The following is a 16,379-nucleotide window of genomic DNA, read 5'->3' on the forward strand; positions in this document are numbered from 1 at the left end:
CCTTGTCGTGTCTGGGCCGCGATGGGCGGCCTTCTTATTCGCGTTCGATCCTGATCAATTGCGGCGCTTCGGCAAGGAGTCCATCCGCCGCGATGGCGTCGAGCGCCGCGCGGATGGTGCCTTCCGTGGCCGCGTAGGTGATCAGTACCAGGGGCACCGGCTGGCCGGAGCGGCCATGCGGGTCCTTGGTGGCGGCGCTCTCCGAGCGCCGCTGCAGGATGCTTTCGATAGAGATGTCGCGCTCGGCCATCCGCGTGGCGACACCCGCCGCGACGCCGGGCCGGTCATGCACGGTGAGACGGATGTAATAGCCGCCCTCGTGCCGCTGCATCGCCACCCGCTCAGACGGCGCGAGGCTCGCGGCGGGGCGTCCGAAGGTTGGGCGCGCGACGCCGGCCGCGATGTCGGCGATGTCCGCCACCACTGCGGAAGCGGTCGCCTCGCCGCCCGCTCCGGGGCCGATCAGCGTCAGCTCGCCCACCGCATCCGCATCGATGGTCACGGCGTTGGTGACACCCATCACCTGGGCGATGGCGGAGGATTTCGGCACCATGGTCGGGTGGACGCGCTGCTCGATACCGCCCTCGGCCACCTGTGCGACGCCGAGCAGCTTGATCCGGTAGCCGAGTTCCTCGGCCATGGTCAGGTCGAGGGGCTGGATCGCCGAGATGCCCTCCACCGAGACGCCCTCGGCGTCGATCTCCACACAGAAAGCGAGGCTGACGAGAATGGCGAGCTTATGGGCGGTGTCGAACCCCTCGACGTCGAAGGTCGGATCGGCCTCGGCATAGCCCAAAGCCTGCGCGTCCTTGAGGCAGGCCTCGAAGGTCAGGCCTTCCCGCTCCATCCGGGTGAGGATGTAGTTGCAGGTGCCGTTCATGATTCCGTAGACGCGCGACACGGCATTGCCGGTGAGCCCCTCGCGCAGGGCCTTGATGACGGGGATGCCGCCGGCGACGGAGGCCTCGTAGGCCAGGGTCACGCCCTTCGCCTCGGCGGCTTTCGACAGGGCCGCGCCATGATGGGCCAGCAGCGCCTTGTTGGCTGTGACCACGTGCTTCCCGGCCGCGATGGCGGCCTCAACCGTCGCCTTGGCCGGGCCTTCTGAGCCGCCGATGAGCTCCACCACGCAATCGACCTCGCCCGAGGAGGCCAAGGCGACGGGATCGTCGAACCAGGTCACGCCGGAGAGATCGAGGCCGCGGTCGCGGGTCTTGTCGCGGGAGGAGACGGCGGTGACACGCACCGCGCGGCCCGTGGCGGCGGTGATGGCTTCGGCGCGGCGAGCCACCATCCGGACGACGGAAGCGCCGACGGTGCCGAGACCGGCGACGCCGAGGCGGAGGCTCTGTGACATGGACGCGATCCGTATCTGACTTCGCTCGGCCGAGCGCGGGCAACCCGTCGTTCGAGCCTGTGCGTGACGCCGCTCCTTCGAACGGCCGGCTCTTCTGCAACGAATCCCTGTGGCGTGCAAGAAAACCTGTGGCTCCTCGCGACGCGGCGTCGAGCGGGAAAATCGGAGAACGACGGAGCCGTCCTCCTCAGGGTGTGGAACGCCGATCGTTCACTTTCGACTCGAAGCGCCACGCCGTGGCGATGAGGCCGTACAGGACGGCGGCGTTGAGACAATGCCAGAGGAAGTGGGTGCCCGTGGGCAGGCTCGGGCAGAGGGCGACGTCCAGGGTCCGGAAAGTGAGCGAGAGGGCGAACACAGCGGCGATGGCGAGGAGCGACAGGCCGGCGCCACGCCGGGCCGGGCCGAGCGAACATGTCTGGGTCATCAGCAGGCCGGTCGCGACACCAATCAGGGCCAAGATGGCGGGCGCGTAGGCGATGGAGCCATTGCTCAGCCTGTCGACGGATTGGCCCGTGAGCGCGTCGAGGGCCGGTTCCAGCCCGGCAGCGAAGCCGGCAAAGCCCAGGGTCGCCAGGATCGCCGGAACGAGGGTGAGCCCGAGGAGCCGTCGAAGGGCGAGGAAGAAATAGGCGTAGATGAAGAGGGCGATGGGGATGACGTCGGCGAGCATCGCCCAGCGGACGGCGACGGTGTGGAACAGGAACGACCCGATGCCGACGAGGGCGACGAGCCCGGCCAGCGCCGTCGCCGCCCGGTCGCGTCTGGGGCCGGAGCCGGCGAGGCGAAAGGCCAGGAACGCGGCGACGAGGAAGGCCGCGTTGGAGGCGGCGTTCAGCGGCTCGGCCCAGAAGCCCGCATCCCCGCGCTCGCAATAGGCCCGGATCGGTGCGAACCAGCCGTCGGACATCCGATCTTCCTCGTGTGCGCATACCTTGCCAGCCCGACGCGAAGGCCCGATGACGGGCGGCCCTCTCCGACCGGATTTCAGAGCCCATGCGGATCGCCACCTGGAACGTCAATTCGATCAAGCAGCGGGTCGGCCATCTCGTCGGCTTCCTCGACGAGGCCAAGCCCGACGTGGTCTGCCTGCAGGAGCTGAAATGCCAGGACGAGGGCTTTCCCCGCGCCGAGATCGAGGCTGCGGGCTACGCCGTCGAGACGCTGGGGCAGAAGGCATATAACGGCGTGGCCCTGCTGGTGCGGGCGCCGCTCACCATGAGCGAGATCCGCCGTGGCCTGCCCGGCGACGAGACCGACGAGCAATCCCGCTATATCGAGGCGCTGATCTCGGGAGAGGACGTGGCCCCCGTCCGGGTGGCCTCGATCTACCTGCCCAACGGCAATCCGACGCCGGGACCGAAATACACCTACAAGCTCGGCTTCATGGAGCGGTTGAGGCTCCATGCGCGTGCGCACCTCGCCGACGAGCGGGCCCTGGTGCTGGCGGGCGATTACAACGTGATTCCCGAGCCCGAGGACGCGGCGGATGCGAGCGCCTGGGTGAACGACGCGCTGTTCCTGCCCGAGACTCGTTCCGCCTTCCGCGCCCTCCTCGCCGAAGGATTCAGCGAGGCCCTGCGCGCCTGCGACCCTCGGCCGGGCCTCTACACGTTCTGGGATTACCAGGCCGGCTGCTGGCAGCGGAACCAGGGAATCCGCATCGACCACCTGCTGCTCTCGCCCCAGGCCGCCGACCGTCTGGTCTCGGCTTCCGTGCAGAAGCATCTGCGTGGCCTGGAAAAGCCCTCCGACCACGTGCCCGTGACGATCGAGCTTCGACCGCGCTGATCCGAGGCCCGAGCTAGTGACGTTCCGGGCGCAACCGCTTGGACGAAGGAATGATCTCTCATCGGACCCGTTCGGAGACGATCCTCCGTCACCGGGCGGTCATGCACATGCCGTAACGGCCCTGGAATCGATCACGCCAACCAGCGACGTGAGACCGTTCATGACGCGCGCAGCACGGGCCATCCGCCGCGAGACGAATCTGGGTCTCACTCAGGCCGTCCATCGCAACAGGGCCTTCTCGAAAGCGGGAGTATCGGAACGCCTGTTCACGGCGGCCTTCAGCGGGCTGGTCTATCCGCAGATCTGGGAAGACCCGGTGGTGGACATGGCGGCGCTCCGGCTGCGGCCGGAGGACCACGTCGTCACCATCGCCTCGGGGGGCTGCAACGCGCTCTCCTACCTCACGGCCAACCCGGCACGGATCAGCGCCGTCGACCTCAACGGCGCGCATGTGGCCCTGGGGAGGCTGAAACTCGCCGCCCTCCGGCACCTGCCCGACCATGCCGCGTTCTTCGGCCTCTTCGGCCGCCCCGCCCGGCCCGAGAACGTGGCCGCCTATGACGAGATCATCCGGCCGCATCTCGATGCCACGTCCCGGGCCTATTGGGAGACGCGGCGCCTCGATGGCGGGCGTCGCATCTCGGCCTTCGAGCGAGGCTTCTACCGCTACGGCCTGCTCGGGCGTTTCATCGGCGCGGGCCATTGGCTGGCCCGCCGCTACGGCTGCGATCTCAGTGCCGTTCTGAAGGCGCGGGACCTCGCCGAACAGCGGACGATCTTCGAGAAGGAACTGGCCCCGCTCTTCGAGAAGGCCTTCATCCGCTGGCTCATCCGCCAGCCGGCCTCGCTCTATGGCCTCGGCATCCCGCCCGCGCAATACGTGGCTCTGGCGGGCGATGGCCCCGGCGGGATGGCGGCCGTCTTGCGCCATCGCCTGGAGCGGCTCGCCTGCGGCTTCCCGATCCGATCCAACTATTTCGCCTGGCAGGCCTTCGGCCGGGCCTACGACACCGCGCCCGACGCATCGCTGCCGCCCTATCTCCAGGCCGGGAACCACGCGGCTCTACGCGAGCGCGCCGGCCGCCTCGACTTCCGCCAGCAATCGATGACCGAATTCCTGCGGGAGAGCCCGGCCGCCAGCGTCGATGCCGTCATCCTTCTCGACGCGCAGGATTGGATGACGGATGCCGACCTCACCGACCTGTGGACCCAGATCACCCGCGCGGCTCGGCCTGGCGCCCGCGTGATCTTCCGGACGGCGGCGGACGAGCGACGGCTGCCCGGCCGGGTCCCGGATTCCATCCTCGGCGCCTGGGACTATGCCGAGGAGGAGAGCCGTCGACTCGGCGAGCAGGACCGGTCGTCGATCTATGGGGCGTTCCACCTCTACCGTCTGGCCTCTTCATGAGCGAGGCGGCGCGGCTGATGGACCGGATGTACCGCTACCAGCGGCACATCTACGATGCGAGCCGGAAGTTCTACCTCCTCGGCCGAGACGGCATGGTCGCGGATCTCCGGCTTCCCGCCGGAGGCAGCGTGCTGGAGATCGGGTGCGGCACCGGGCGCAACCTCGTGCGCATCGCGCGAACCTATCCGGACGCCCGATGCTTCGGCCTCGATGTCTCGGCCGAGATGCTCGCGACAGCGGGGCGCGCCACCGCCCGCGCGGGCCTCGCCCACCGCATTCGCCTCGCCCGTGGCGATGCCACGGCCTTCGATCCGGCCGCCCTGTTCGGGGAGGCGGTCTTCGACCGGATCGTGATCTCCTACGCCCTGTCGATGATCCCGCCCTGGCGCGCCGTCCTCGCCGAGGCGGCCGGTCACCTCGCTCCGGACGGCTCCCTGCACATCGTCGATTTCGGGGATCAGGGCGGTCTGCCGTGGCCGGCGAGATGGCTGCTCAACCGATGGCTCGCGGGGTTCCACGTCACCCCGCGACAGGGACTGGCCGATGCCCTCGCCGATGTGGCGCGCCTTTCCCGACGGCGGGCACGCGTGGCGCAGCGTTTCGGCGGCTATGCCGTGCATGGGGTGATCGAACGGGATCTGGGCCCTATCTGAGGTCACCCGAGGCACGGGCCATCGCGGCCCGCCTCACCCTCCCCGATCCAACAGGCCTTCCCTTCGCATGATTCTCTACGGCACGAGCTATTCGCCTTTCGTCCGCAAGATTCTCGTCACCCTCGCCGAGAAGAACATTACGTTCGAGCACGTTCCGGTGTTCTTCCACGCGCCGGACGAGGCGTTCCAGGCCTGCAGCCCTCTCGGTAAGATTCCGGCTTTCGAGGATGACGGCTTTCGGCTGGCCGATTCTTCGGCGATCTCGGCCTATATCGAGGCCAAGTATCCGAGTCCTGTCCTGTGGCCGCAGGCGCCGAAGGAGCGGGCGCGCGCTGTCTGGTTCGACAAGTTCGGCGATACCGAGTTGTTCGCGGTGCTGATCAAGCCCTTCGCCGAGCGTGTCGTGAAGCCTGTCCTGATGGGTAAGCCCGGCGACGAGGCCGTGGCGGTGAAGGCGGTGACGGACGAGTTCCCGAAACTCTACGATTACCTGGAGAGCCAGATCGACGGCCCGTACCTTGTAGGTGACGCGTTCAGCATCGCCGACATCTCGGTGGCGACGACCTTCCACAACCTGCGTCTCGCCAAGGAGCCGGTCGATGCCGGCCGCTGGCCGAAGCTCGCCGCCTATATCGACGCGACGCTGTCGCGTCCGTCCTTCGTCACGGCGATCGCGGCGCGGACGAAATGAGCCTGCCGGGAGCCGGCCATTGCGCCCTTCCCGGATCGCCTAGAGCGCTCTCCGCCGAAGTAGGTGCCGGTTCGGCGAAAAAGAGCGCGGCAAAACAAAGGCCTGGTGATGTGCCCCGACCCAACGTGGTCGGGCGCAGATCTAGCGACGGCGCCGGGACGATCCGGTGACCTGCGACTGAGCCTGGAGGGCCTGGGCCTGAGCCTGGGCCTTCTCTTCTTCCGAGGCGGTGGCCCATGCCTTGTCGGACAGGGTGACGATCCAGTCGTCCTTGCGCCCTTGGGCCGATTCCCGGGCCAGCGACAGCCACATCAAGCCACGGGCCCGCTGTGCCGGAACGCCCTGCCCGTTCATCAGAAGGTTGCCCAGCAGGGCCTGGGCCGGAGCATGGCCCTTCTCAGCCGCGAGATTGAACCAGCGCGCGGCCTGACGCGGGTCGGCATCCACGCCGGTCCCCTCGAGGTAGAGGCGCGCGAGATTGTACTGGGCGTTCGGGTCGCCGAAATACGACGCCGCGTAGTTGAACATGTCGTAGGCCCGCTCCGGGTTCGGGCGCACGTAGGTGCCCTTGATCCCGTCGAGGAAATACGTGCCGAGCGCCGTGAAGGCGCTGGCGACCACGCCTGAATTCTGGGTGTCCGGCCCGTCATCGGTGTTGTCGTCGGCGATGCGCGAGAAGAACTCGAAAGCCTTCAGGTCGTCATGGGGCACGCCGTCGCCCTCGGCATACATCCGTCCGAGCTTCCACAGGGCAAGGGCGTGGCCCTGGCCCGCGGCGTATTCGAGGGCGCGGGCGGCCCCTTCCTTGTCGCCGGCATTGTAGTCGCGAACGCCCGAGCGCAGGGCTTCGCGCGCCGTGCGGTAACCGCCCGTGGCAGGCACGGGCGTACGCGCGGCGGGATCAAGCGCCAGAGCCGAGGTGGCGCCGGCGAGGAGCAGCGCGAGGGCCGCTCCCATCCGCCTCACCCGACGTGCGGCGCGACCGGGATCGGCCCCTGCCGGCCGCACGGGCCGGCGAAGGTCAGTCCTAGACATCCGCATAGGTTTGAATCTCCTCGGCGCCCCCGGGATGGGTGACGGCGCCGTCCACTGCGGGACCGACGGTCTGCATGTATTTCCAGAGATAGCCGGAGGTCGCGGTGTTGGTCCGCGGTGTCCATTCCGCCCGCCGCTTGGCGAATTCCTCGTCGGTCACGGCCACGTCGAGCGTGCCCTTGATCGCGTCGAGGGTGATCATGTCGCCATCGCGGATCAGGCCGATCGGCCCGCCCACGGCGGCTTCCGGGCCGACATGGCCGACGCAGAAACCGCGCGTCGCGCCGGAGAAGCGTCCGTCGGTGATGAGGGCGACCTTGTCGCCCATGCCCTGGCCGTAGAGCGCGGCGGTGGTCGAGAGCATCTCGCGCATGCCGGGGCCGCCCTTCGGGCCTTCGTAGCGGATGACGAGAACCTCGCCCTCCTTGTAGGTGCGCTTCTGGACCGCCTCGAAACAGGCCTCTTCGCCGTCGAACACGCGGGCCGGGCCGGTGAAGACCTGCTTGTCCTCCGACATGCCGGCGACCTTCACGATGGCGCCCTGCGGCGCGAGGTTGCCGCGCAGGCCGACGACGCCGCCGGTGACGGTGATGGGCGCGTTGGCGGGCCGGACGACGTCCTGATCCGGGTTCCAAGCGACCTTTTCCATGTTCTCGGCGATGGTGCGGCCGGTCACGGTCATGCAGTCGCCGTGGATGAAGCCGTGGTCGAGGAGCGTCTTGATCAGCAGCGGGATGCCGCCGACCTCGAACATGTCCTTGGCGACGTAGCGTCCGCCCGGCTTCAGGTCGGCGATGTAAGGTGTGCGCTTGAAGATCTCGGCGACGTCGAACAGGTCGAACTTGATGCCGCATTCATGCGCGATCGCCGGCAGGTGCAGGGCCGCGTTGGTGGAGCCGCCGGAGGCCGCCACGGCAGCGGCGGCGTTCTCCAGGCTCTTGCGGGTGACGATGTCGCGCGGGCGGATGTTCTTGGCGATGAGCTCCATCACCTTCTCGCCCGCGGTCATGCAGAATCTGTCGCGGATCTCGTAAGGGGCCGGAGCACCGGCCGAATAGGGCAGCGCGAGGCCGATGGCCTCGGAGACCGTGGCCATGGTGTTGGCGGTGAACTGCGCGCCGCAAGCCCCGGCCGAGGGACAGGCGACCTGCTCCAACTCGTCGAGATCGTCGAGGCTCATGTCGCCGACGGCGTGCTTGCCCACCGCCTCGAACAGGTCCTGCACCGTGACGGGCTTGCCGCGGAACGAGCCCGGCAGGATCGAGCCGCCATAGATGAAGATCGACGGCACGTTGAGGCGCACCATGGCCATCATCATGCCCGGCAGGGACTTGTCGCAGCCGGCAAGGCCCACGAGGGCGTCGTAGGCATGGCCGCGCATGGTCAGCTCGACCGAGTCGGCGATGACCTCACGCGAAGGCAGCGAGGCGCGCATGCCGGCATGGCCCATGGCGATGCCGTCGGTGACCGTGATGGTGCAGAATTCGCGCGGCGTGCCGTTGGCGGCGGAGACGCCCTTCTTCACGGCCTGCGCCTGGCGCATCAGCGAGATGTTGCAAGGCGCCGCTTCGTTCCAGCACGAGGCTACGCCGACCAGCGGCTGGTGAATCTGTTCCTTGGTGAGACCCATCGCGTAGAGATACGACCGGTGCGGAGCCCGCTCGGGACCTTCCGTGACGTGACGGCTCGGAAGCTTCGACTTGTCTGTGGTACGCACGTCCATCGTCTCTCTCGGCCCCGTCTCAGCCGCTACAGGTGAAGCCCGGCTGTCGTTTCTCAACGCGATGACAGGCGACGCCGGCGAAGCGTCGTTCGACACCGTGAAGCGCAGTCTCGGAATTCAGCGGTAAAGCGTTGGGGAAACTGTCGTTTACCGCGGATGTTGAGGTGGTCCCGGTTTATGGCGGGATCGCGGCGAATGAGGGCGTCTCCCAAGGCGAAGTCGGGATGCTTTCGCGGTGTTGCGACCCCGCCACAGCCACGCTTCTTCCCGGGACCGGGTGCAAGCAGCAATGTCCGGTGAGAGCACGCTGATCCGTTCGACCCTCGCGAATAGCTATCGCAGCCGGCGCAGCGTCGAGGCGCGGCTATGCGCGAAGTAAGAGAGGGAGGACAACTACTCTTTGCCTCACCCCGGCATGTATAAGCCAATCGCCATCGGCCGCGCCCACGAGATGTGCTCAGAATGGTGCTTTAGCGAAAGGTTTTTCCATTCGGTCGACTGAAAGCGCGTCTGACGGAGGTGTGCCCATTCCAGTCACAGGGCTCCACACTTCTCGGCTCAACTACCGTCGACCTCGAACAATGCTCCGTCAGGCGACGGATGCGGTGTCGCTTCCGTCCCCGATCGCCTGCTGACGCGGCGGCGACTCCAGGTCCGGCCCGCTGCCATCCTTGAGGTTCACGCCGGTGATTCCGCGCACGAACGCCTCGCGCAGAAGCCAGTCGAGTTTGAACGCCGCGAGCTCATGCGAGAGCCCGGCGGGGCGGACGTTCGAGATGCAGTTGCGCTCGGCATCCGAACGACCGACGCGCGGGTCCAGAGTCAGATAGATCCCGAGACTGTCGGGCGAGGACAGGCCCGGCCGCTCGCCGATGAGGACGGCGACGGCGCGAGCCTTCAGCGCCGCGCCGATCCCGTCGCCGAGGGCGACGCGCCCCTGCGTCGCCACTACGATGGGAGCCAGCGTCCACCCGGCCCTGTCGATATGCGGCTTGAAGGCGGCGAGGAAACCGGCCGCACCCTCGTGCACTGCCCTGGCTGACAGGCCGTCCGCCACGACGATGGCGAGGTCCGCTGGCTCGGTGGGCCGCTCAGCGAGGGTCTTCGTGCTCTCCTCGCCCAGGGTGCGGCCGAGGTCGGGGCGACGCAGATAGGTGGCGCGATCCGGCGCCGCCGAGGCGAGGGTCAGGGTGGGATAGCCGAGTGCCTCGATCCCGGAGGCGACCTCAGCGGCATCCATCGGCGTGTGGACGGCATCCCGCGCCTGGGCATGGGCGAGCCCGAAGCGCAGCACCTCGATGGTGGGCATGCCGGTTCCGGCGCGCCCGAGGCCGATCCGCGCCGGCGTCAGGCGGCTCAATCTGGCCCAGGGATCTTCGGAGGTGTCCTCGGCGCTCATGCGGCAATCCCCTTCTGGGCGGATAGGCCGGGAGCCGCCGCGATGAGGCGGGCGCTCGGTCCCTCGGGCAGGAGTGCGCCCTCCGCATCGGTCAGGCCGATCTGTTCGAGCCACGCCTCGAATTCCGGCGCGCGTTTCAGGCCGAGCACCTCGCGCACGTAGAGTGAATCGTGGAACGAGGTGGATTGGTAGTTGAGCATCACGTCGTCGGCACCGGGAATGCCCATGACGAAGGTGCAGCCGGCCGCTCCCAGCAAGGTCAGGAGCGTGTCCATGTCGTTCTGGTCGGCTTCGGCATGGTTGGTGTAGCAAACGTCGCAGCCGAGCGGCAGGCCCATGAGCTTGCCGCAGAAATGGTCCTCCAATCCGGCCCGGATGATCTCCCGGCCGTCATAGAGATATTCCGGCCCGATGAAGCCCACCACGGTGTTGACGAGGAGCGGCCGGAACGGACGCGCGACGGCGTAGGCCCGTGCCTCCAGGGTCTGCTGGTCGATGCCGTGATGGGCATTGGCCGAGAGCGCCGAGCCCTGCCCGGTCTCGAAATACATGCAATTGTCGCCCACCGTGCCGCGCTTCAGGGCAAGGGCCGCCTCGTGCGCCTCTTTCAGGATCGGCAGGGTGACGCCGAAACTGGCATTGGCCTTCTGCGTGCCTGCGATCGACTGGAACACGAGGTCCACCGGCAGGCCCCGGTTCATCGCCTCCAGCGTGGTGGTGACATGGGTGAGGATGCAGCCCTGCGTGGGGATCGCGAGGCGCTGGATCAGGTCGTCGAAGAGGTGGAGCAAGCCGCTCAGGGTGGAGACGGAATCGGAGGCCGGATTGAGGCCGATCACCGCATCGCCGCAGCCATAGGACAGCCCGTCGACGATGGCGGCGGTGATGCCGGCGGCATCGTCGGTGGGGTGATTGGGCTGGAGACGGACGGAGAGCCGGCCGGGCAATCCGATTGTGTTGCGGAACTTCGTCACCACCCGGCATTTGCGCGCCACCAGGATCAGGTCCTGATGACGCATGATCTTCGAGACGGCGGCAGCGATCTCCGGCGTGATGCCGGGCGAGATCCGGGTCAGCGTCTCGGAGGACGCCTTGATCAGGAACTCGCGGAAATCGCCGACGGTGAGATGGGCGATCTCCCTGAAGGCCACCGCATCGTGCGTATCGAGGATGAGGCGAGTGACGTCGTCCTCCTCGTAGGGAATGAGGGGTTTGGCCAGGATCTCCGACAGCGGCACCTCGGACAGGCACCAGCGGGCGGCCATCCCCTCCTCCGCCGATTCCGCAGCGATGCCGGCGAGCCGGTCGCCGGATCTCAGCGGCGTCGCCTTGGCCATCAGGGCCGCGAGATCGGCGAAGACATGGGTCTTGGGGCCGACGATGTGGCGATAGGTCATTGTTTAACGCTCCTGCATCGTCGTCGCGAAAATCGAGCCACCCGGCAGAATCGTTATTCCACCTCTCGCCTTGAGCTGAAAAGACCGAGCTCCCGAAAGATCTGCGCCTCGAGGACGGCGCGAAGGACGACGCCGAACAGGGAGAACGGGAGAATCAGAATTTCCGTGAGGATCGAGGGCGGCGTCCCTGCCCTACCCGCTGGCTGATCGCTGGAGGCGAAGACCAGAATGCCTAGAAGGAGCGCGAGCGCTACGAGCGGTAGGGCCACGCGAAAGCCGATGTAGAAGATGGTCCAGACCTGACCGGCCGTGGCCCGAAACGCGGCCTGCGGCGTGACCTCCAACCCCTCGATCGCGAGGGTGGGCCCGACGGTGAAGAGGCGGCTCGTCAGCCAAATGGTGAGGACGAAAGCGGGAATCATCAGGAGACCGAGCGCAGCCATGGGAAGGATCGCCACCCGCACCCACAGGATGCCGATGAGAAACCATCCGAGGTGATAGGCGATGAGATCCTTCCGCCGCATCGCCTCGTTCAGCAGGGTCTGGGCGCTCTCCGGCCGCAAACCGAGGACATGACGATAGATCGCCATCGTGTAAGGGACGAGGAGAATGGTGACGGCGATCTCGATGAGAGCGGCCGTTAGTGATCCGCTTGAGTTTTTCGAACCGCTCATACGGGCGGTGAGGAGCGACTGAACGATCAGGGCGAGGGCGACGAGCCCCGTCTCGCGCCACAGGGAAGTGACCGCGCGAAACGCAGCGCGGTAGGCCGCGGATGTGGATCCGCGCGTCTGAAGAGGGGCTGCCATCGTGCCTCGTTCCCTACCGTCGTGCGCATGGGAAAAACCGATCTATAGCCGGCCGAACCCGCGTTCGACTGAAAAAAAGCGAGGGTGATCCCCCTCAATTCAGGATCAGGCATAGAAGGGGGCAAGGCTTAACGTCCGGCGGGATGTGCCGGCTCAATGTCGACCCCACATGACATCCCAGCTGAATGTCGCGTGTGTCTCTTTCCAGATGAACCGGACCGGGATCACAGGATGCCGTCACCCTGTGATCCGCTGCTCTATTCAAGTGCCGGGGACAATTGTGAGGATGCGCTTTCAGGCCGCTCCCGCATGCGGCGCGGGCAATTCCGTCGAGATCGCGTCGACCGTGCGCTGGGGCGGGCTGCCGAGGCCGTCGGAGCGCGCGATACGGATTTGCTGGTTGACCGGCTGCATGTTGCCGTAGGGCGTCGAGAAGGCGATCTCGGCCGCATCCCGGCCGACGCCGATGCGGACGAGACCGTCGAGATCGGCCTGACGGGTGGCGTCGAACAGCCACCAGCGGCCGTCGAGATAGGCCTCGAACACAGCGTGGAAATCGCTCGGCACGAGCCCGTGGGCGTAGCAGCTCACGAAACGGGCGGGGATGCCCAGGGCTCGGCAGAAGGCCGTCCCGATATGCGCGAAATCGCGGCACACGCCGGCGCGCTTGAGCAGGCTCTCATCGGCGGTCGTCTCGCCGTCGCTGGTGCCGGGCTGGTAGGTGAGATGATCGTGAATCCAGTTGCAGATCGCATTGACGCGCTGGTGCCCCTTGGGCATCGCCCCGAACTCCGCCTGCGCGAAGGGCGTCAGCCGGTCGGACGAGACGAAGCGGCTGGGCAGCAGGAACGGCAGGATGTCGAGGGGAAGCTGCGAGATCGGCGTTTCGTTGATCGTGGCCGGATCGGCCCGATGGACGGTGAGCTCGACCTCGGCGTTGTATTCCAGCGAGAACTGGCCGGCGGGGACGTTCACCCCAAGATAGCGGTTTTGCAGATCGGGCGAGATGTAGATTTCCCGCTTCAGGTCGGGCTTGAGAATCAGCGTCTCGCTGAGAATCTCAAGGCTCTTCAGTCGAGCGACCTCGATATTGAAGATAAACGTCGTGTCCGACAGTATGTTATAAGACAGACTGCAGCCGAGCATGTAGCGCATGGAAGCTCCTTCCTCCGTTTCGGAAGACCGTGCAAGGATTACGCCCGCCGCAGCTGCAAGGATCCTGTTGCTAAGGCCGGCTTGCGCTTCCCGGCCCGCTGCCAAACCGATCTTTTGTCCGAGGATGCGGCCACCGTTGAGCCTGGAGGCCGCATCACGGCTCGGTCTGGATACCTTCGAAGCAGTGCTTCAGCTACCGGATGATGTTCGTCTTGGCGAGATCGAGAACCGAATCCCCGCGGCCGCTCATCACCGCACGCAGCACGTAAAGGCTGAAGCCCTTCACCTGCTGTCCGTCGATCTTCGGTGGGATCGAGAGTTCCTGGCGGTTGACCACCACGTCGAGTACGGCCGGACCGTCATGGGCGAGCACGTTCCGGATCGCGCCCTCCAGTTCGGCCGGGTCTTCTACCCGCACCGCGTGGAGCCCGACCGCCCGGGCCATCGCGGCGAAATCGGGGTTCTCGAGCGCGACGCCGGTTTCGAGATAGCCTGCGGCCTTCATCTCCATTTCGACGAAGCCGAGGGAGCCGTTGTTGTAAATCACGATCTTCAACGGCAGCTTCTCCTGCCGCAGTGTCAGGAGATCGCCCATCAGCATCGAGAAACCGCCATCGCCCGACAAGGAAACGACCTGCCGGCCGGGAGAGGCCGCCTGTGCGCCGATGCCCTGCGCCATGGCGTTCGCCATGGAGCCGTGCACCCACGATCCGAGAAGCCGGCGCTTGCCGTTCATCTTCAGGTAGCGCGCCGCCCAGATCGTCGGCGTACCGACATCGGCCGTGAAGATCGTGTCATCCGCCGCCGCTTCGCTTACGAGCTTGGTCAGATATTGCGGATGGATCGGGGCCTTGGCCGATTTCAGGCCGAACCAGCCCTTGGTCGGCGCGCCGGTGGCGAGATCGTCGAGGTCCTCGCGCGCCTTGGCGTAGTGTTTCAGGCTGGCATCGAGCCAGGTGCGGTCGGACTTGACGCCGAGCTTCGGCAGGAGCGCCGTGATCGTATCCCGTACGTCGCCGACGAGACCGAGATCGAGCTTCGTCCGCCGGCCGAGCTGGTTCGACCGTAGATCGACCTGCGCCACCTTGGCATTCGCGGGATAGAATTGCTTGTAGGGAAAGTCGGTGCCCAACATCAGCAGCGTGTCGCAGTCTCGCATCGCCGCATAGCCGGAAGAGAACCCGATGAGGCCGGTCATTCCGACATCGTAGGGATTGTCGTATTCCACGAATTCCTTGCCACCGAGGGCATGGACGATCGGGCTCTTGAGGGCTTCGGCGAACTGCAGCAATTCGGCATGGGCGCCGGCGCATCCGCGACCGCAGAGCAGCGTGATCTTCGACGAACCGTCGAGGAGTTCGGCCAGCGCGTTGAGCTCTGCTTCGGCGGGACGGATCGTCGGCTTCGCCGGCAGGAGGCCGGCATTGGGGGCAATGGCGCGGGCCGGCGCATCCTTCAACGCGACGTCGCCGGGAATGATCACCACGGCGACACCACGCTGGCCCACCGCGGCACGGATGGCATTCTCCAGGACGAACGGGAGCTGGGACGGATCGGAGACGAGCTCGCAATAGTGGCTGCACTGGGCGAACAAGGCCTTCGGGTCTGTCTCCTGGAAGTAGCCGGATCCGATCTCTGCCGAGGGGATATGTGCGGCGATGGCCAGGACGGGAGTCCGGGTTCGATGGCAATCGAACAGGCCGTTGATGAGATGGACATGGCCTGGCCCGCAGGAGCCCGCACAGACCGCCAACTCACCGGTGATCTGACTTTCCGCGCCGGCCGCGAAGGCGCCGACCTCTTCGTGGCGCATATGCACCCAGTCGATGACGCCCCTCGCCCGGATCGACTCGGTCATGGCGTTGAGGCTGTCGCCGACGACACCGTAGATCCGTCGTACCCCCACCTGCTGGAGGGTTTCGACGATGAGATCCGCGACGGTATCGATTTTCATGGTTCGCGCTCCTGCTTCAGAACCCGAACGATGCTGCGCCGCACACGTTCCCGAGGTCCATTGAGTGTCACTCACGCGTGTCATTCCGCGATATCGCTGACCCGAGGCGCGATCACGGCGAAGAGATCCCCGAGGGTCGCGAGGCTCGCGGCCTGAAGCGAATTCGCGGGCACCACCTGACCGTCGGGGCCGGGCAAGGCGCGGGTCGCGGTGGTGGAAGCCACGACCGTCGGGCTGAATCCCAGGTTGAAAGCGCCGCGCGCCGTGGAGTTGATGCACATATGCGTCATGAAACCGGCGAGCAGAACCGATTTCATACCCGTCGCTTCGAGGTGCTTCTGCAGATCCGTACCGACGAAGGAATTAGGATAGTTCTTGACGATGACCCTCTCGCCGTCTCGTGGCGAGACCTCGTCACTGATCCTGCCGATCGGGGCGGAGATATCGTAAGGCGAGCCGGGCCCGGCATCGTGCTGGATGTGAAAGATCGGGATGCCGGCCTCCCGTGCGCGATCGAGGAGTTCGCGTGCCGCGCGGATGGCGGGCTCCACCTCTTCCAGGCGCATGATGCCTTCGCGATAGGTGTTCTGCAGATCGATCATCACCAGGGCGGAGGATCGAAGCCGGGCCGGCACCGGGCTCAGGCCGGAGACGTCGCGCAGGGTCTTGAGGTCTGTCATGGCTGGCTTCCGGTCTGCAATCGCAACGGCGGGGTTTGGGGTGAGGAGACCTCATTCGGGGACCGCGTCAATCCCGTCCTTGGCTAGAGCCGTGCCCTGGCGGGTTGAATCGCTTGGGGTAGGCGATCTGGCTGGCGTGTGATTCACTGGACGGGCTTATGAGGGAGGATTGCCATGCCGTCAGCCCTGTCGGTCGATCTGCGCGAGCGTGTGGTCGCCGCGATTGAMGCAGGTGCATCGCGGCGTCAGGCTGCCAAACGCTTCGGGGTCGGGGCAGCCAGCGCGATCCGTTGGCACGAGCGCTTTCGGCAGGACGGGCGGATCGCG

The 16,379-nt window shown here is 66.6% G+C and carries 15 protein-coding genes; 5 read left to right on the forward strand and 10 right to left on the reverse strand.

Going from position 1 to position 16,379, the window contains the following annotated elements; translation table 11 throughout:
- Positions 1–34 precede the first annotated feature (34 nt).
- Together ASF32_RS22025 and ASF32_RS22030 are read right to left on the reverse strand one after the other, a co-directional pair.
- On the reverse strand, positions 35–1,357 hold the full coding sequence (locus ASF32_RS22025) for a homoserine dehydrogenase (protein ID WP_056433652.1): 1,323 nt from the start codon (positions 1,355–1,357) through the stop codon (positions 35–37).
- Between the two features lie 187 nt (positions 1,358–1,544).
- Positions 1,545–2,267, reverse strand: a complete 723-nt coding sequence (locus tag ASF32_RS22030; RefSeq protein WP_056433656.1) for a ceramidase domain-containing protein — start codon at positions 2,265–2,267, stop codon at positions 1,545–1,547.
- Positions 2,268–2,353: 86 nt separating this feature from the next.
- Here ASF32_RS22030 and xth point away from each other — a divergent pair, with 86 nt between their 5' ends.
- The 4 genes from xth (at position 2,354) to ASF32_RS22050 (ending at position 5,900) form a co-directional block, all read left to right on the forward strand.
- Positions 2,354–3,148 (forward strand): exodeoxyribonuclease III, encoded by a 795-nt coding sequence (gene xth / locus ASF32_RS22035; RefSeq protein WP_056433659.1) that lies wholly within the window; start codon positions 2,354–2,356, stop codon positions 3,146–3,148.
- Between the two features lie 160 nt (positions 3,149–3,308).
- Positions 3,309–4,556 carry a DUF3419 family protein gene (locus ASF32_RS22040; protein WP_056433662.1) on the forward strand — a complete coding sequence of 416 codons (1,248 nt, stop codon included), beginning with the start codon at positions 3,309–3,311 and terminating at the stop codon, positions 4,554–4,556.
- Entirely contained in the window at positions 4,553–5,209 is a 657-nt protein-coding gene (locus ASF32_RS22045) for a class I SAM-dependent methyltransferase (protein ID WP_244477960.1), read from the forward strand. The genes ASF32_RS22040 and ASF32_RS22045 overlap by 4 nt, the downstream gene beginning before the upstream one ends.
- A gap of 67 nt (positions 5,210–5,276) precedes the next feature.
- Positions 5,277–5,900 (forward strand): glutathione S-transferase family protein, encoded by a 624-nt coding sequence (locus ASF32_RS22050; RefSeq protein ID WP_056433674.1) that lies wholly within the window; start codon positions 5,277–5,279, stop codon positions 5,898–5,900.
- 141 nt (positions 5,901–6,041) lie between these two features.
- Here ASF32_RS22050 and ASF32_RS22055 read toward each other — a convergent pair whose 3' ends face one another.
- From ASF32_RS22055 to ASF32_RS22090, 8 genes are all read right to left on the reverse strand, one after another.
- On the reverse strand, positions 6,042–6,941 hold the full coding sequence (locus ASF32_RS22055) for a tetratricopeptide repeat protein (protein ID WP_056433677.1): 900 nt from the start codon (positions 6,939–6,941) through the stop codon (positions 6,042–6,044).
- The gene (gene ilvD, locus ASF32_RS22060; protein ID WP_056433680.1) at positions 6,928–8,658 is read right to left on the reverse strand and encodes a dihydroxy-acid dehydratase; all 1,731 of its coding nucleotides are present in this window, start codon (positions 8,656–8,658) and stop codon (positions 6,928–6,930) included. Before ilvD ends, ASF32_RS22055 begins: the two co-directional genes overlap by 14 nt.
- 589 nt (positions 8,659–9,247) lie before the next feature.
- On the reverse strand, positions 9,248–10,057 hold the full coding sequence (gene eutC, locus ASF32_RS22065) for an ethanolamine ammonia-lyase subunit EutC (protein WP_056433683.1): 810 nt from the start codon (positions 10,055–10,057) through the stop codon (positions 9,248–9,250).
- Positions 10,054–11,454 carry an ethanolamine ammonia-lyase subunit EutB gene (locus tag ASF32_RS22070; protein ID WP_056433686.1) on the reverse strand — a complete coding sequence of 467 codons (1,401 nt, stop codon included), beginning with the start codon at positions 11,452–11,454 and terminating at the stop codon, positions 10,054–10,056. Before ASF32_RS22070 ends, eutC begins: the two co-directional genes overlap by 4 nt.
- 53 nt (positions 11,455–11,507) lie before the next feature.
- Complete coding sequence (locus tag ASF32_RS22075) at positions 11,508–12,263, reverse strand: hypothetical protein (protein ID WP_056433689.1); 756 nt, start codon at positions 12,261–12,263, stop codon at positions 11,508–11,510.
- A 294-nt stretch (positions 12,264–12,557) separates the two neighbouring features.
- Complete coding sequence (locus ASF32_RS22080; protein ID WP_056433694.1) at positions 12,558–13,418, reverse strand: transglutaminase family protein; 861 nt, start codon at positions 13,416–13,418, stop codon at positions 12,558–12,560.
- Positions 13,419–13,611: 193 nt separating this feature from the next.
- Positions 13,612–15,372 carry a ubiquinone-dependent pyruvate dehydrogenase gene (gene poxB / locus ASF32_RS22085; protein WP_056433697.1) on the reverse strand — a complete coding sequence of 587 codons (1,761 nt, stop codon included), beginning with the start codon at positions 15,370–15,372 and terminating at the stop codon, positions 13,612–13,614.
- An 80-nt stretch (positions 15,373–15,452) separates the two neighbouring features.
- The gene (locus tag ASF32_RS22090) at positions 15,453–16,052 is read right to left on the reverse strand and encodes a cysteine hydrolase family protein (protein ID WP_056433699.1); all 600 of its coding nucleotides are present in this window, start codon (positions 16,050–16,052) and stop codon (positions 15,453–15,455) included.
- 174 nt (positions 16,053–16,226) lie between these two features.
- Here ASF32_RS22090 and ASF32_RS24885 point away from each other — a divergent pair.
- Positions 16,227–16,379: helix-turn-helix domain-containing protein (locus ASF32_RS24885; RefSeq protein ID WP_200919223.1), on the forward strand; the 153-nt coding region annotated here is incomplete at its 3' end.

The sequence above is a fragment of the Methylobacterium sp. Leaf91 genome (genome assembly GCF_001422815.1).
Classification (GTDB): Bacteria; Pseudomonadota; Alphaproteobacteria; order Rhizobiales; family Beijerinckiaceae; genus Methylobacterium.

Excerpts from the sequence above, each read along its gene's own strand:
- ilvD (WP_056433680.1), bottom strand. The coding sequence starts at position 8,658 with ATGGACGTGCGTACCACAGACAAGTCGAAGCTTCCGAGCCGTCACGTC.
- ASF32_RS22090 (WP_056433699.1), bottom strand. The coding sequence starts at position 16,052 with ATGACAGACCTCAAGACCCTGCGCGACGTCTCCGGCCTGAGCCCGGTG.
- poxB (WP_056433697.1), bottom strand. The coding sequence starts at position 15,372 with ATGAAAATCGATACCGTCGCGGATCTCATCGTCGAAACCCTCCAGCAG.
- ASF32_RS22055 (WP_056433677.1), bottom strand. The coding sequence starts at position 6,941 with ATGCGGATGTCTAGGACTGACCTTCGCCGGCCCGTGCGGCCGGCAGGG.
- ASF32_RS22075 (WP_056433689.1), bottom strand. The coding sequence starts at position 12,263 with ATGGCAGCCCCTCTTCAGACGCGCGGATCCACATCCGCGGCCTACCGC.
- ASF32_RS22070 (WP_056433686.1), bottom strand. The coding sequence starts at position 11,454 with ATGACCTATCGCCACATCGTCGGCCCCAAGACCCATGTCTTCGCCGAT.
- ASF32_RS22025 (WP_056433652.1), bottom strand. The coding sequence starts at position 1,357 with ATGTCACAGAGCCTCCGCCTCGGCGTCGCCGGTCTCGGCACCGTCGGC.
- eutC (WP_056433683.1), bottom strand. The coding sequence starts at position 10,057 with ATGAGCGCCGAGGACACCTCCGAAGATCCCTGGGCCAGATTGAGCCGC.
- xth (WP_056433659.1), top strand. The coding sequence starts at position 2,354 with ATGCGGATCGCCACCTGGAACGTCAATTCGATCAAGCAGCGGGTCGGC.
- ASF32_RS22045 (WP_244477960.1), top strand. The coding sequence starts at position 4,553 with ATGAGCGAGGCGGCGCGGCTGATGGACCGGATGTACCGCTACCAGCGG.
- ASF32_RS22040 (WP_056433662.1), top strand. The coding sequence starts at position 3,309 with ATGACGCGCGCAGCACGGGCCATCCGCCGCGAGACGAATCTGGGTCTC.
- ASF32_RS22050 (WP_056433674.1), top strand. The coding sequence starts at position 5,277 with ATGATTCTCTACGGCACGAGCTATTCGCCTTTCGTCCGCAAGATTCTC.
- ASF32_RS22030 (WP_056433656.1), bottom strand. The coding sequence starts at position 2,267 with ATGTCCGACGGCTGGTTCGCACCGATCCGGGCCTATTGCGAGCGCGGG.
- ASF32_RS22080 (WP_056433694.1), bottom strand. The coding sequence starts at position 13,418 with ATGCGCTACATGCTCGGCTGCAGTCTGTCTTATAACATACTGTCGGAC.